The organism is Thalassobacillus hwangdonensis (assembly GCF_042675915.1).
Classification (GTDB): domain Bacteria; phylum Bacillota; class Bacilli; order Bacillales; family Halobacillaceae; genus Thalassobacillus_A; species Thalassobacillus_A hwangdonensis.
The window spans coordinates 294,839-307,800 of record NZ_JBHTKL010000001.1; the positions used below are offsets into that span (position 1 = coordinate 294,839).

Annotated in this window: 16 protein-coding genes and 1 tRNA gene; 11 read left to right on the plus strand and 6 right to left on the minus strand. The window is 43.0% G+C overall.

Annotation, left to right across the window (positions count from 1 at the left end; genetic code table 11):
- The first annotated feature begins 157 nt into the window (after positions 1-157).
- The 4 genes from mgtE to ACFQ2J_RS01610 all read left to right on the plus strand — a co-directional run bounded on the left by mgtE (position 158) and on the right by ACFQ2J_RS01610 (position 4,973).
- Positions 158-1,522, plus strand: coding sequence for a magnesium transporter (gene mgtE / locus ACFQ2J_RS01595; RefSeq protein WP_386055962.1), 1,365 nt, complete (start codon positions 158-160; stop codon positions 1,520-1,522).
- 21 nt (positions 1,523-1,543) lie between these two features.
- Positions 1,544-3,400, plus strand: coding sequence for a monovalent cation:proton antiporter family protein (locus ACFQ2J_RS01600; protein ID WP_386055964.1), 1,857 nt, complete (start codon positions 1,544-1,546; stop codon positions 3,398-3,400).
- Between the two features lie 170 nt (positions 3,401-3,570).
- Positions 3,571-4,350, plus strand: a complete 780-nt coding sequence (gene fabI, locus ACFQ2J_RS01605; protein ID WP_386055966.1) for an enoyl-ACP reductase FabI — start codon at positions 3,571-3,573, stop codon at positions 4,348-4,350.
- Between the two features lie 125 nt (positions 4,351-4,475).
- Complete coding sequence (locus ACFQ2J_RS01610) at positions 4,476-4,973, plus strand: CotO family spore coat protein (RefSeq protein ID WP_386055968.1); 498 nt, start codon at positions 4,476-4,478, stop codon at positions 4,971-4,973.
- Between the two features lie 41 nt (positions 4,974-5,014).
- Here the strand turns inward: ACFQ2J_RS01610 and ACFQ2J_RS01615 are convergent, their stop codons facing one another.
- Complete coding sequence (locus tag ACFQ2J_RS01615) at positions 5,015-5,476, minus strand: CotY/CotZ family spore coat protein (protein WP_386055970.1); 462 nt, start codon at positions 5,474-5,476, stop codon at positions 5,015-5,017.
- 190 nt (positions 5,477-5,666) lie between these two features.
- Here ACFQ2J_RS01615 and ACFQ2J_RS01620 point away from each other — a divergent pair, with 190 nt between their 5' ends.
- The 5 genes from ACFQ2J_RS01620 (at position 5,667) to ACFQ2J_RS01640 (ending at position 8,000) form a co-directional block, all read left to right on the plus strand.
- Positions 5,667-5,987: a hypothetical protein gene (locus ACFQ2J_RS01620; protein ID WP_386055972.1), complete on the plus strand. Its 321-nt coding sequence runs from the start codon at positions 5,667-5,669 to the stop codon at positions 5,985-5,987.
- Between the two features lie 56 nt (positions 5,988-6,043).
- Complete coding sequence (locus tag ACFQ2J_RS01625) at positions 6,044-6,385, plus strand: DUF1360 domain-containing protein (RefSeq protein ID WP_386055974.1); 342 nt, start codon at positions 6,044-6,046, stop codon at positions 6,383-6,385.
- 130 nt (positions 6,386-6,515) lie between these two features.
- Positions 6,516-6,710, plus strand: a complete 195-nt coding sequence (locus tag ACFQ2J_RS01630) for a hypothetical protein (RefSeq protein ID WP_386055976.1) — start codon at positions 6,516-6,518, stop codon at positions 6,708-6,710.
- 85 nt (positions 6,711-6,795) lie between these two features.
- Positions 6,796-7,062: a hypothetical protein gene (locus tag ACFQ2J_RS01635; protein WP_386055978.1), complete on the plus strand. Its 267-nt coding sequence runs from the start codon at positions 6,796-6,798 to the stop codon at positions 7,060-7,062.
- Between the two features lie 17 nt (positions 7,063-7,079).
- On the plus strand, positions 7,080-8,000 hold the full coding sequence (locus ACFQ2J_RS01640) for an MBL fold metallo-hydrolase (RefSeq protein WP_386055980.1): 921 nt from the start codon (positions 7,080-7,082) through the stop codon (positions 7,998-8,000).
- Here the strand turns inward: ACFQ2J_RS01640 and ACFQ2J_RS01645 are convergent.
- From ACFQ2J_RS01645 to ACFQ2J_RS01660, 4 genes are all read right to left on the minus strand, one after another.
- On the minus strand, positions 7,997-8,671 hold the full coding sequence (locus ACFQ2J_RS01645) for a DUF421 domain-containing protein (RefSeq protein ID WP_386055982.1): 675 nt from the start codon (positions 8,669-8,671) through the stop codon (positions 7,997-7,999). The two genes, ACFQ2J_RS01640 and ACFQ2J_RS01645, sit on opposite strands and share 4 nt — an antisense overlap.
- Before the next feature lie 105 nt (positions 8,672-8,776).
- Positions 8,777-9,202, minus strand: a complete 426-nt coding sequence (locus ACFQ2J_RS01650; RefSeq protein WP_386055984.1) for a GNAT family N-acetyltransferase — start codon at positions 9,200-9,202, stop codon at positions 8,777-8,779.
- A gap of 3 nt (positions 9,203-9,205) precedes the next feature.
- Entirely contained in the window at positions 9,206-9,718 is a 513-nt protein-coding gene (locus ACFQ2J_RS01655; protein ID WP_386055986.1) for a YjcG family protein, read from the minus strand.
- A gap of 117 nt (positions 9,719-9,835) precedes the next feature.
- Positions 9,836-10,561, minus strand: a complete 726-nt coding sequence (locus tag ACFQ2J_RS01660; RefSeq protein ID WP_386055988.1) for an alpha/beta hydrolase — start codon at positions 10,559-10,561, stop codon at positions 9,836-9,838.
- A gap of 243 nt (positions 10,562-10,804) precedes the next feature.
- Between ACFQ2J_RS01660 and ACFQ2J_RS01665 the strand changes: the two genes are divergently transcribed.
- A tRNA-Val gene (locus ACFQ2J_RS01665) sits at positions 10,805-10,877 on the plus strand.
- Between the two features lie 108 nt (positions 10,878-10,985).
- Here the strand turns inward: ACFQ2J_RS01665 and ACFQ2J_RS01670 are convergent.
- A complete protein-coding gene (locus ACFQ2J_RS01670) occupies positions 10,986-12,392 on the minus strand; it encodes a hypothetical protein (protein ID WP_386055990.1) in 1,407 nt (468 codons plus the stop codon).
- A 138-nt stretch (positions 12,393-12,530) separates the two neighbouring features.
- Here ACFQ2J_RS01670 and ACFQ2J_RS01675 point away from each other — a divergent pair, with 138 nt between their 5' ends.
- Positions 12,531-12,932 (plus strand): secondary thiamine-phosphate synthase enzyme YjbQ, encoded by a 402-nt coding sequence (locus ACFQ2J_RS01675; RefSeq protein WP_386058295.1) that lies wholly within the window; start codon positions 12,531-12,533, stop codon positions 12,930-12,932.
- The last annotated feature ends 30 nt before the right edge of the window (positions 12,933-12,962 follow it).

Genomic DNA, 12,962 nt, shown 5'->3' on the forward strand with positions numbered 1-12,962 from the left:
TGGTAAACTACATATAATTGTTAGTTTACACCAAACATTGTCGTTTTTTAAGGGACAAGCGGCGGATATTTCAAAATTACTTCTTTCGTTGACAAACACCAGGAGTGCAATTACGATATAACGGTCATAATTTTATTGAGATCAGGAGGGGATGAACATGGAGAACCTGGAGGAAAAAGAACTCAGAGAAGTCTGGGATCATTTGCAGGCAGCATTGAAAAATGAACAGATCGATCAGTTCAGAGCTGAATTCCTTGATCTGCACCCATATGATCAGGCAAGCATCTTCGAGCATATGGAGGAAGATGATCGTCTGTTGGTTTATTCCTATTTATCCCCTGAAGAAACATCAGAAGTGATGGAGCATATTGACATAGATGAAATCGAACCCTATTTCACCGAAATGGATCCAAGGTTCGCATCTCAGGTGTTCGCAGAGATGTCAACGGATGATGCCGTCGATATCCTGAACGAGTTGGATAAGAACAAAGTAGCCAGCTTCCTTACCATCATGGATGATGAAGATGCATCAGAGATCAAAGACCTGCTTCATTATGAGGAAAAAACAGCTGGTAGTATCATGACGACGGAATTCGTCGTTGTAAAGGCTAACCAGACGGTAAGGGAAGCGATGCAGCACTTAAGGAAAGAAGCACCTGATGCAGAAACCATCTATTATACGTATGTAATTGATGAGGAAAAACGCCTCGTAGGGGTCATTTCCCTTCGTGATCTTATCATTGCCGAGGAAGACTGGATGATTTCCGAAGTGATGAGTGAACGTCTTGTATCGGTCGCTGTAGGGGAAGACCAGGAAGAAATTGCGCGTATGATGCGGGACTATGACTTTCTTGCATTACCAGTTGTCGATTTCCAGGGACACCTTCTTGGAATCATCACGGTCGATGATATCATGGATGTCATGGAAGAAGAAGCAAGCGATGACTATTCTAAATTAGCCGGGGTATCCGATGTGGAGAAGCCCGATGATAATGCGTTCACTTCAGCAAAAAAACGGTTACCGTGGCTGATCATACTTTTATTTTTAGGAAGCCTGACAGCCAGTCTGATCGGAAGGTTTGAAGATACGCTCGACGTTGTACCGGTATTGGCTATATTCATTCCGTTGATAGCGGGAATGGCCGGTAACACTGGTACACAGGCACTGGCGGTTGCAGTACGAGGAATCGCTACTGGAGAGATTGAAAAACAGGGCAAGAAACGGATCGTACTTCGTGAAGGGCTTACAGGGCTGATCACTGGGATTTCCTGTGGAATCATCATTAGTGGTATCGTTTATTTCTGGAAGGGTGACTTCTTTCTCGGCATGCTCGTTGGTTTGTCGATTGCATGTACATTAATTGTTGCTACATTGGCGGGCTCGCTGGTGCCATTGGTCATGGACCGATTCAAGATCGACCCGGCAGTAGCGTCAGGTCCATTCATCACCACCATAAATGACATCATTTCCATTCTGATCTACTTCGGAATGGCTACCGCTTTCATGAATCTTTTAATCTAGACACATAAGGAGGGCGAGTGAATGGAGCACGGCGCTTCGGTCACCTCATTAGTTATAGTAATATTGGCAGCATTCATTACACCCATTCTACTGCATCGATTCAAATTGAAAGCAATTCCGGTTGTAGTAGCAGAAATCATTGTCGGTCTGATCATTGGTAAAAGTGGTTTCGACATTGTAGAAAGCAGTGATTGGTTAGAGATTCTGTCGACCCTTGGGTTCATTTTTCTGATGTTCCTGAGCGGTTTGGAAATTGACTTTTCCATTTTCGGACGCAGGAAAAAGGCGAAGAAAGCGGAAAATGCAGCTTCCCCTAACCCAGTATATGTTGCCTCCATCGTATTTGTAGGCATTTTTGTATTATCCCTGGGATTATCCTATCTATTTGTATTTGCAGGCTTCATCGATAATGCATTCTTAATGACGCTTGTCATTTCAACCATATCACTAGGCGTTGTCGTTCCAACGTTGAAGGACGCACAAATGATGAAATCGACAATAGGTCAGACGATTCTTCTGATTGCAGTCATTGCTGACCTTGTTACGATGATTTTATTGGCGGTCTTTGTATCGTTCTATGGCGAAGGTGGGGGAAGTACTTGGCTGCTTCTCATCCTGTTTGCTGCTGGTGTAGGGATCTACTTCCTAGGTAAGCACTTCCGGCACCAATCGTTCATGGAAACGATGGCGAAAGGTACCATCCAGATCGACACGAGAGCTGTTTTCACACTTATCATCCTGCTAGTAGCACTCTCAGAAACTGTCGGTGCGGAAAATATCCTTGGGGCATTCCTTGCAGGTACATTGGTATCCCTGCTTTCTCCGAATCAGGAGATGGTCAAGCGTCTGGACAGCTTCGGTTATGGGTTTCTGATCCCGATCTTCTTCGTCATGGTTGGCGTGGACATTGATATATGGAGCTTGTTCACGGATCCGAAGGTCGCGCTGTTGATTCCACTCTTATTTGTTGCATTGCTCGTATCTAAGATAATACCAGCGCTCATGCTGAAGAAGTGGTATGACTGGAAGACCGTCATCAGTTCAGGTTTCCTATTGACCTCAACATTATCCTTAGTCATTGCAGCTGCAACGATCGGAGAACGTGAAGGACTGATCGATAAGCAGATGGAAGGTGCATTGATTCTCGTGGCAGTGCTTACCTGTCTGGTTGCACCGATCATCTTCAAGAAGTTGTACGGTAAATTTGAAGATGAAGAGCATAAGCAGGTGGTTTCATTCATCGGCTCTAACCGGATGACGCTTCCAGTCGTACGGGAATTGGATGTACAAATGTATGAAACACATCTCTACCATACGAAAGTCGATAAAATTGATGATAAAATCAGTCGTTCCTGTTTTGATATCAAAGAATTGGACAGCTATGACGTTGAAGCGATGAAGACATTGGATGTCTTTAAAGTCGATATACTGGTAGCTTCCACAGGAGATGAACAGAAGAACGCTGAAATAGCGAAATTTGCAAAAGAGCATGGGGTAGAACGAGTCATTGCAAGAATCGAGTCGCCGGAACTCGATCAGGAGTTAAGGGAAGTGGGTGTGGACGTCTTCTCCGTCCTGCTATCCACAAAAGCCCTGCTTAAAGCAATGATTGTTGCACCGAGCGTCGTCAATATCCTTACCAATCAGGAGAATGCATTGTATCAGATCAACATGAACAACTCGGAGTACAACGGAACTTCACTAAGGGAATTCCCGTTCACAGGGGATGTGATCATGGTTCGTATTTTCCGTGGTAAAGATTCGATTGTTCCACATGGGGATACTGAACTTCAATTGAATGATCGCCTGATTGTTACAGGATCTAACGAATATGTGGAAGAACTGAAGATGGAATTGGAATTTTGTGAATGGTGTTAAATCAGAGCCCCTGCGCCTTTAAAAAGGTGGAGGGGCATTTGTTTATGAATAAATCGATTCGAATTCGTCCATTCTTATAATTGTAATTTAAGATGATATAGTCTAAAATAGTAGCAGGTACTAATAACAAATCTTAATACTTATGATAAAACCTCAAGGAGGATATGAAAATGAAATTTTCTTTGGAAGGCCGTACGTATGTAATCATGGGAGTAGCAAACAAGCGCAGTATTGCATGGGGCATTGCCCGCTCACTGCATGATGCTGGTGCGAGACTTATTTTCACCTATGCAAGCGAACGGTTCGAAAAGTCGGTCAAGGATCTTGTAGATTCTTCATTGGAAGAACACAATTCTTTGTTCTATGAATGTGATGTTACGAATGATGATGCAATTGATCAGACATTTACCGCAATCAAAAATGATGTAGGTGTCATTCACGGGCTTGCTCACTGTATCGCATTTGCAAACAAAGAAGAGTTGAAAGGCGAATATATGAATGCGTCCCGCGAAGGTTTCCTTACTGCCCACAACATCAGTGCCTATTCTCTTACTGCTGTTGCAAAAGCAGCCAAGCCGTTGATGACAGACGGAGGCAGTATCGTTACACTGACGTACCTTGGTGGCGAAAAAGTCGTTGAAAATTACAACGTCATGGGTGTAGCAAAAGCAAGCCTTGATGCCAGCATGCGTTACCTGGCCAGTGACCTTGGTAAGTACAACATTCGTGTCAATGCAATTTCTGCTGGACCGATTCGTACCTTATCTGCCAAAGGTGTCGGCGATTTCAACAAAATTCTTAAAGAAATCGAAGAAAGAGCTCCACTTCGCCGTCCAGTAACACAGGAAGAAGTGGGCGACACCGCTTACTACTTGATGAGTGATCTGTCACGAGGTGTAACGGGTGAGATCATCCACGTGGACTCCGGCTTCAGCATTATAGGATTTTAATTAAAGAGATGAGTAAAGGCTGCTTCCTTCAAAGGAAGCAGCCTTTTTATATGAATAAAGTGGCACATTCGCCCAGGGATGGGCATATACATAGAATGATGAAAATAACAGGGAGGAGTGGATGGATGACTATGGATAAGCAAAAACAACGTGTGAAGGACCCGATGCTGTATATTGCACAGCCGAAATTTGACCCCATAGATGCTCCTATGCAATCCACCTATCATGGGCGTAAAAGGAATGAGAAGGCAGACCAGGAAGCCGGAAGGGTAGAGGCGGAACCGAAAGCAGCAACTGAAACAGAAGCAGAAAGGTATGACCAGCAAGAAGAAGCCCCTCAGGCAAAATCAGAACCTGAGGAAGAAAAGAAAATTGCAAGAGGTGCGCAAGTCCGTCGTCAGCGTTTTCGCGATATGTCAATCGAGGAAAAAGTGAATTATTTCGTTCATTTGCCACAGCAGGTACCGAAAATGAGATGTGAGGTGATTACAGAGGAAACTTCATTCAGAGGATATATCAGTGATTATGAAGAAGGTAAAGTCATCATCAAGACATTCAAGCGTCCGTTCCGTGAAGAAGTGGAGTTCGAGCAGATAAAGGAAATACGTCTATTAGGATTTTAAAAAAGAAAGAAGTCGCGTCCTTAAAGGCGCGACTTCGCTTGTTAAGCCATTGTGGTTGCATCGATTGCAGGCAGGCAAGTGACATGGCAGAAGCAGTCAAGGTCGACAGAAATGCAGATGCCAGTTCGTTTCAGGTTGCCCGTGAACTGTTTGACTGGGCTGTCTGGATCTTTGTCGTTGTCATTAGGGTCTCTAAGCAACTCCAGTGTAGCACAGCAATCTTTGTCAACGTGCTTCACACGGAAGTAGAAGCTGCCCATGATGTCATTGATTGCTCCTTTTTTGGCACCGAAACCTTCGAAAGGTTTGCAGTTGCCTTTGCAGTATAGGAGTACTGGCACCGTATCTTTATTGTTGGCCACTGTATCTCCCAACAAATCATTGATGGATTGCTCACAGCTGGTGTGACAATCAGAAGATACGACATCATCCTGCGCGTCTGCGATTTCTCTTAAAATATCACATACACAGTTTTCTGTGTCATAATGTTTTCCGCAGCTCATAATTTATCCCCTTTCCAGTGATTATTGACGTGTTGTCTTTAATAGGATATGAGCGGAGCAACTGTTGGTGTGGGCATACATACAGATTTTTCTTTAATGTAAAGATGAAAAAAGGGCGGATGACTATACCGATTCAAGGAACGTACATAGACTGATAACGACTATAGGCACGAAAAAGGAGATGAATGAAGTGTCAGATAGAAAGCGTGTATTTGAAGTGGAAGACTTGATCATCAAAGCCGACAACGTATTCATTGAACCGCGGGACCGACACGATCATGGGAGAGAAGATCACCATGACCGAAGAGGTCGTGGGGAAGAACGTGGCCGTGACCGTGACCGCAGACGCCATCATCATGAGCAGCAGGAAGAAAGCAGCAGCAGTCGTGAACGAGTAGATCCGTTTTTCGGTCGACCGAAGCGGGATCGTGTTGAAGAGGAAAGTTCCGATCGTAGAAGAGGAGAAAGAGAATCAAGCGACCGTGAACGTAAAGGCTTCTCCTGGTTCTAAGTCGCTTCAACCCTTATCCAATATAGGATAAGGGAATACATACACGGAGGTAACCTATGGGAATTTCATGGTTGGAATTGGTCATGTTCAGCTTTGCAAGCTTCAGACTCACCCGACTGTTGGTAGATGATACGATCATGGACTGGTTTCGGAGCCCATTCCATCATTATGTTGAAGCCAAAGATGAAAACGGGGAAACAGAGTGGCTGCTTGAAGTGAAAGGGACAGGACTGAGAGCATTCATCGGCGAATTGTTAAGCTGTCATTGGTGCACAGGAATATGGTCCACTGCAATTCTTTTAGCAGGGTGGTTATTCATCCCTTATTTTGAGTGGATCATCCTGTTGCTGGCGATCAGTGGTACTGCTGCAATTATTCGTGTTTGGGTGGATAGATGAACCACACAGTCAAGGTTGATAGCGAATAAGCTATTGTAAAAGGATGTGATCCAAAGATGAATCATCAACAGAAGAAAAAACCAGAGCAGCCGAAGAAGAAGAAAGGCTGCGGCTGTGGGAAAAAACGTCGATGAATATTTTTGAGATGTTCCGGACTATCCATCGGGTGGAACAGGCTATACGCAATGACGAAGAAAACCTGCAAGCAATGAAGAAACTCGAGCCGACCATGACTTCCTTTGAAACAATGGTTAATGATCAAATGACAAAGCTGGAAAAGTATATGGAAGGGAAATCGGAAAGAATAGGAAAATTTTTCGAGTGACCCTCTTAAACCTCCGCGTACTTACGTATGATTCTATTACAAATAGGGTAAGAGATTACTAAGTGATGAATGAGGAGGAGAAACCATGGGCTATATTCTTCCAGTTCCACATTTTCAATATCGTGATTATCATCAGCGCACCATCCAGACCCCCGAATCACCGTATACATTACAGCAACCCTACAAAGTGACCTTCGACAAGAAAATGATTGATAAAGATGTAGATCACGAAAAGTATAGAAAAGATGATGAAAAAAGCATCCACCTTCCTGCAAGCGCAAATGCTGCCACATCTGAAAAAATCTTCGCAGAACTAACAGGAAAAGGACGGCATTTCAGCGAATCCATCTAATAGCATAGATGGAAGGAATGATTCCAATCATGACGTTGCAGTCAATAAATGAACATTGTTACTATTATTCAACAGCTGTGAATGTCGGGTATGTGCACGTTGGGAATACGGGAATGATCATCGATGCAGGAATCGATGACTCATCCATCAAGAAAGTCGTCAGAGAGCTTGAGACCAGAAAGTTGCCGATCACGCATCTGTTTATTACCCATGCCCATGCCGATCACTATGGAGGGGCAGCGTATTTGCAGAAAAAATTCGGAGTAGAAACGATTGCTCCTCAATTTGAGCGTGCCATTCTTAACAATCCTGGACTCGAGCCTCTTTATCTTTTCGGAGGTAACGATCCACTACCTGAACTGCACAATAAATTCCTTGAAGGAAAACCGATAGAGGTCCACCATGAAATCACGGAAGGTTCGTATATGTTCGGGGAAATCGAATTGCAAGCCTATTTGGTACCTGGACATAGTTATCATCAATTGGCATTGAACCTTTATGGATGCCTGTTTGCTGCTGATGCCTATTTTAGTGAAGAACAATTGGAGAAACATAAAATTCCATATATCACAGACGCAGAAGCGGCTATACAATCGCTTATTAAACTAAGAGAGATTCCCTGTGATGGAGCAGTACCCGGTCATGGAGAATATGAGCAACAGTTCTTGGTAACTGTTGAAAAAAATATAGACTACCACGAAAAGGTCCTCGAGGAACTTTTCCAGCTGATTAAGGCATATCCTGAAGGGATTAGTCATGAAAGTATTGTAGAGCAGCTTTGTGGAATCTATAAGGTTACTACTACTAAACTGGCCCCTTGGCTTTTATACCGGACAGCAGTGACCGCTTATATCATTGGATTGATCAAGCGAGAAAAAATCGTTCATCGAATCGAAAATAACAAATGGATGTTTATTGAAAGAAAAGGAGAAGCTTAGTATGTCTGGACATACAATGCTTCTCCTTTCTTATATTCTGCTACGAGCACTTCCTTGTATTTCTCAATTTCCTGCCTATGCAATTGGTCCATCAGCCAACGTTTATCCAGACCAGCCTCTTTCAGGTTATCCCATAGGACTTCACCATCACTAATCAACAAGGTAGGTAAAGGCACGCTTGCTGCAGGCATATTGAAATCACCTTTTGAGGGCGTCTGATTCAATGAATTTTTCAAAACGGAGACAGTTCCATCTGTTTCAAGTATGGCAAATGCCACTTCCTGAAATGAAAAAACCTCTTTAGAACGTAATAAATGCTGCAGTTGGTTAATGTCGAGTTTACTTTTCTTCAATTGCTGCTTGATGATTTTCCCGTTATGAATGACGATCGATGGTTTACCTTCCAGGATGGCACGTGTCTTTTTGAATTTCTCAGTAATGATTTCGGTTACATAAATAAGGACTCCCCACAACAACACGGCGTAGCCAATTTGGAGAACTCCAACCTCTGGATCGAATAGTGCATTCCCTACCAATTCCCCGAGCACAAGTGCAGCGATAAAATCGAATGCAGTGATTTGCGTGATTTGAGACTTGCCAAGTACCTTTGTAAGAAAAAATAGTGCAATAAATCCAAAAAGGGTCTCTTTAAGTATATCTATATAATCCATCAATGATCACATTCCCTTTGCTAATCTGTTACCATTGTGGACAGGAAAAATAGCAAATATACAAAAAAACCTGAAAGCGCACAGGCACTTTCAGGTTGTTCCTTCTTATAAGCTTTTAACCATCGTAACGTGGGGGATACCGGCATCCATGAACTCTTCCGAGACCTGTTCATAACCAAGTGAACGGTAAAACTTGAGTGCGTGTGTCTGGGCATTTAGCTTCGCCTTCGATACTCCATTGGATTTCAAATGGTGTTCCATTTGCTCAATCATTTGTTTCCCGTAGGATTTACCCCTTAAATCCCTCAAAACACAAATACGTTCCAGTTTTCCATATTCATCTAAGATGCGAAGTCTGCCGGCAGCTATAGGAAGCTCATCATCATATCCGATGAAATGAGTGGCAGTGGTATGATCATGTTCATCCATTTCCAAGTCTGCCGGCACTTGCTGTTCTTCGATGAACACTTTTTTTCTAACTGTAAAAGCATCCTTCAGTTGATTATCAGATTCGACGATTTGTACCTTCAACGTTTATCCCTCACCTAAAACGAAGGTTTCATGTACAGTCCAGGACCCGTTCTCCAATTGATAAAGCAACTGGAAGCGGTCGACTTTTTCGGTGATATCGAACTTCAACATGCTCAAGCTGCCGTAAACATCGGAATACTCATCATACGAAAGCTTCTGTGCAATCGTGATGTGAGGTACGTAGGCATACTCTTTATTGTCCGGCAGATTGCCGGAGTGGAGTTTTTCATTGAGATTGAAGATTTCTTCATCTGGTTCCACTTTCAAATAAATCGTGTTGGTTACCGGGGTGAAAGAGCTGACCTTCTCAATCCGGATATCGAACGGTTTCGTATCTTTGGCGATTTGTTTCAATTCGCCTACGATGTCTGCCATTTCTTCTTCTTCTGCTTCGAACGCTTCTTTCAAAGTGATGTGTGGTGGAATCAGTGCATAATGTGGATCATAGCGCTTACGGTAGGAATTGGCTACATCCTGCATTTTTTTAGATGGAAAGATTGCGATACCATACTTCATATATAACCCTCCTGATCATCTTTCTCCTATCACATACGATAGTACGTATATTTCTGCAATTGTTCGTATAAGTGGATGTATCTATTATATCAAATCCGATGTGCATTTACATCGTCTTTATGTCCCGAACATTGTCGTCAATACACGTTTCATGTCGTTCTGCCAGTACTTCCATGTGTGATCGCCCTCCAGCTCGTGAAAGAAGTACGTCAATGGCTTCTTGTTCAAGTAATTTCTGAGTTCTCTGTTCGGGGTCAGGAAGTCCTTTCGCTCGCCTGCTGTCGTTTCTACATCGGTTTCCTGATCGCCGATCGTATGGTAGATGGTCAAAGGAGATAAATCATTGGTGTCTTTGACCAAGTCCATAACAGTTTCATCAATATAAGGGGATTGCATGACCACGTTCCCGAAGATGTTCGGAAACTTCAAAGCAGTCATGAGGGAAACAGTTCCTCCGAGGGAATCCCCCATCAATGTTCTTCCACTTCCCATATGATACCCTGGCAATTCGTCGTCAAGGTAAGGAGCTGCTTCATTTACGAGGAATTTGATATATTCCTGTTGTCTGCTGCCTTCCGGATGATACTTATCTCTTCGATCATGCTTGTCCTTATAATGGATACCAACAAATATCGTATTTTCAATGCTCTGATCCGAATGAAGCTTGTCACTGAGTGTAGCGACTCTTCCCATCTGGTAATAATCGTTGCCATCCTGCATGATGCAGATGTGGTATTTATATAGGGTAGAAAAGTTCTCCGGCTTATAAATCTTCAAAACCATTTCTTCATTTAAGTACGAACTGTCGATCTTATGTTCTTCCATAGTTCCGTCTCTTCCCATGATGAGCACCTCCTGGATGGACAGGGAGCTATCCTAGCCAATTCCCTGCAAGAAAATTTTTCAAACATAATAGGTTCAGTTTAACATAAAATTGTCGAAAAAATTAAATAGGTTGATCATGGTAGAAAGTGGTAGTGGCGGGCACGAAGCTTTTTTTACGAAATTTTAATAAATCTTTCATATTCCATTGACATTCCTTTGAAATCGTATTATATTATTACTTGTCTTACGAAAATTACATATGATTCCGTAGCTCAGCTGGGAGAGCGCCACCTTGACAGGGTGGAGGTCGTTGGTTCGAGCCCAATCGGAATCATCAAGACAATGTGCCGAAGTGGCGCGGCTTCTCACTCACGGAGAGGTCGCGTCACTTCTATTTATGTAAAAAAGACTGAAATGCCTACTTGCATTTCAGTCTTTTTTTTTACTCGTTATTACTCGCCTGTAAACTAGGACAAGGATTTGTACAGGATATTGAAGCAGTGTAGCTATTTTCTACTGTAATCGGTACATTCAAAATGCTAAGATTCACTTGCGTGTCACCTGTGTTCAGTTGAACGCTTCTTAAAGTATTGGAAATGGTAGCATTCAGGACAGTGGATGAAACGACGCTGAGTTGGATTGTACGATGTGCAGATCCGCTTTCTGGAACAATCAACTCATTGCATTCAATATCAATGACTCTTGGTCCAACGATATTTTCGTTCAATGGAACGGGTTCTGAATTGTTTTGGAAGGTAGCTATGCAATTTGAAAAAGTACTGAACCGTACAGTCAGACCTGCTGGGATGGTTAGCGTATCATTAAGAGATGCTGTTGTCGAAGGAGAACCATTTGTATTTGTCAATGTCAGGTTGTAAGTGATTTGATTCCCTGATACAATACAGCATTTGTCTGCGCTGAGCTGAACTACGGATAAATTCAACTCACAAAAATCTGAGGCTTGTGAAGTAGGACTGACCACTGATGCGGTATTTTCAATGATGTATCTTCCTGGTCCACTTATAGAAGAAACTGGTACCGAATAGGTGATGATCTGAATTTCTCCAGGATCGAATGTGCCGAGGTTACCCGTTATAAGGATTCTTCCAGGAACTGTACGGTTTATAGTGAGTGTCGGGTCGCTAATCGTAATATTCCCGAGGGTCAGGTTCGTACTGAAAAGCAATGTATCCGTTAGCTGCACATTTTCAACAGGAGTGCCCCCACTATTGAATACTTCGATGGAAAAACGGAAGGTCGCCATATTGTCTTCAATTATCTCTTCACAAAGTTTCAGTACATTGAGCTGACCAGGTTCAGGACACTCTGGAACTAGGTAACATCCGTTACAGGAGAATGTGTAGGTGGTGTTTGCCGCTTTCACCTTAATTGCTTCCATGCCAACCGGGTAGTTACCTGCAATTTCCAATTGATATTCTACACAAACTCCTTTATCAAACCTTCCATCCGTTTCTACTTTCAACCAGTTATACCCTTCCGGTGCAGGACCGAAGTTTGGGTCGGTATTACTGATTGTGAATGGAACAACTTCGAAACTTCCACAACCATCAATCTTTTCTCTGACAGTAGTAATCACTTCATGGATACCTGAGCAGATAGGAATTACAAAACTACTGATTCCTCTTGTAGCTTGTGCAGTATCCGTTGCAAACTTGTAGGACCAATAAGACCTATTGGTTGGTGATGGTACAAAACAAGGGTTTCCGGATGTTCTGCCATCAGGAAGCAGCTGACAAGCAGGTTGTGTTACCGTTATACCAGCTGTCGGAGGACACGCGCAGACATTTTCATACGGTGTACATTCGCAGCCGTTACATATTTCAGCCATAATATATCACTCCTTTCATTTATTACTTCACTATATGAAACTAATATAAGAGGGGGTTGGACAAAGTGTCTGATAGATTACACCATTTTTTGTTTTTTTATGATTGGATGTGGGAAATAGAATGAAAAAGGTGGGATGATAATGAAGATTTTCGAGGTGAAAACAGAAAGTCATGATCAGATGATCGATATTACTGAATCAGTTTCTTCCTATATAAAAGAGCAGGGAGTGGAAGAGGGGATCATTGTAGTATCTTCCCTCCACACAACTGCAGGCATCACCATCAACGAAAATGCTGACCCTGATGTAAAAACGGACATGCTGAACCGCTTGAGGGAAGTGTACCCATGGGATCACCTAGAGGATAAACATGCGGAGGGCAACACTGCCTCCCATTTGAAGGTAAGTACCGTCGGGCATGCCCAGACCCTCATCATTTCAGAAGGAGAAATGGTTCTCGGTACATGGCAGGGGATCTACTTCTGTGAATTTGATGGACCGCGAAACCGTAAGTATGCAGTGAAAATCATCGCTTCATAAGAAAAGACGCTTGGCTTTAGACCAAGCGTC

Coding starts and splice junctions, on each gene's coding strand:
- mgtE (WP_386055962.1), top strand. CDS start 158: ATGGAGAACCTGGAGGAAAAAGAACTCAGAGAAGTCTGGGATCATTTG.
- ACFQ2J_RS01600 (WP_386055964.1), top strand. CDS start 1,544: ATGGAGCACGGCGCTTCGGTCACCTCATTAGTTATAGTAATATTGGCA.
- fabI (WP_386055966.1), top strand. CDS start 3,571: ATGAAATTTTCTTTGGAAGGCCGTACGTATGTAATCATGGGAGTAGCA.
- ACFQ2J_RS01610 (WP_386055968.1), top strand. CDS start 4,476: ATGACTATGGATAAGCAAAAACAACGTGTGAAGGACCCGATGCTGTAT.
- ACFQ2J_RS01615 (WP_386055970.1), bottom strand. CDS start 5,476: ATGAGCTGCGGAAAACATTATGACACAGAAAACTGTGTATGTGATATT.
- ACFQ2J_RS01625 (WP_386055974.1), top strand. CDS start 6,044: ATGGGAATTTCATGGTTGGAATTGGTCATGTTCAGCTTTGCAAGCTTC.
- ACFQ2J_RS01630 (WP_386055976.1), top strand. CDS start 6,516: ATGAATATTTTTGAGATGTTCCGGACTATCCATCGGGTGGAACAGGCT.
- ACFQ2J_RS01635 (WP_386055978.1), top strand. CDS start 6,796: ATGGGCTATATTCTTCCAGTTCCACATTTTCAATATCGTGATTATCAT.
- ACFQ2J_RS01640 (WP_386055980.1), top strand. CDS start 7,080: ATGATTCCAATCATGACGTTGCAGTCAATAAATGAACATTGTTACTAT.
- ACFQ2J_RS01645 (WP_386055982.1), bottom strand. CDS start 8,671: ATGGATTATATAGATATACTTAAAGAGACCCTTTTTGGATTTATTGCA.
- ACFQ2J_RS01655 (WP_386055986.1), bottom strand. CDS start 9,718: ATGAAGTATGGTATCGCAATCTTTCCATCTAAAAAAATGCAGGATGTA.
- ACFQ2J_RS01660 (WP_386055988.1), bottom strand. CDS start 10,561: ATGGGAAGAGACGGAACTATGGAAGAACATAAGATCGACAGTTCGTAC.
- ACFQ2J_RS01670 (WP_386055990.1), bottom strand. CDS start 12,392: ATGGCTGAAATATGTAACGGCTGCGAATGTACACCGTATGAAAATGTC.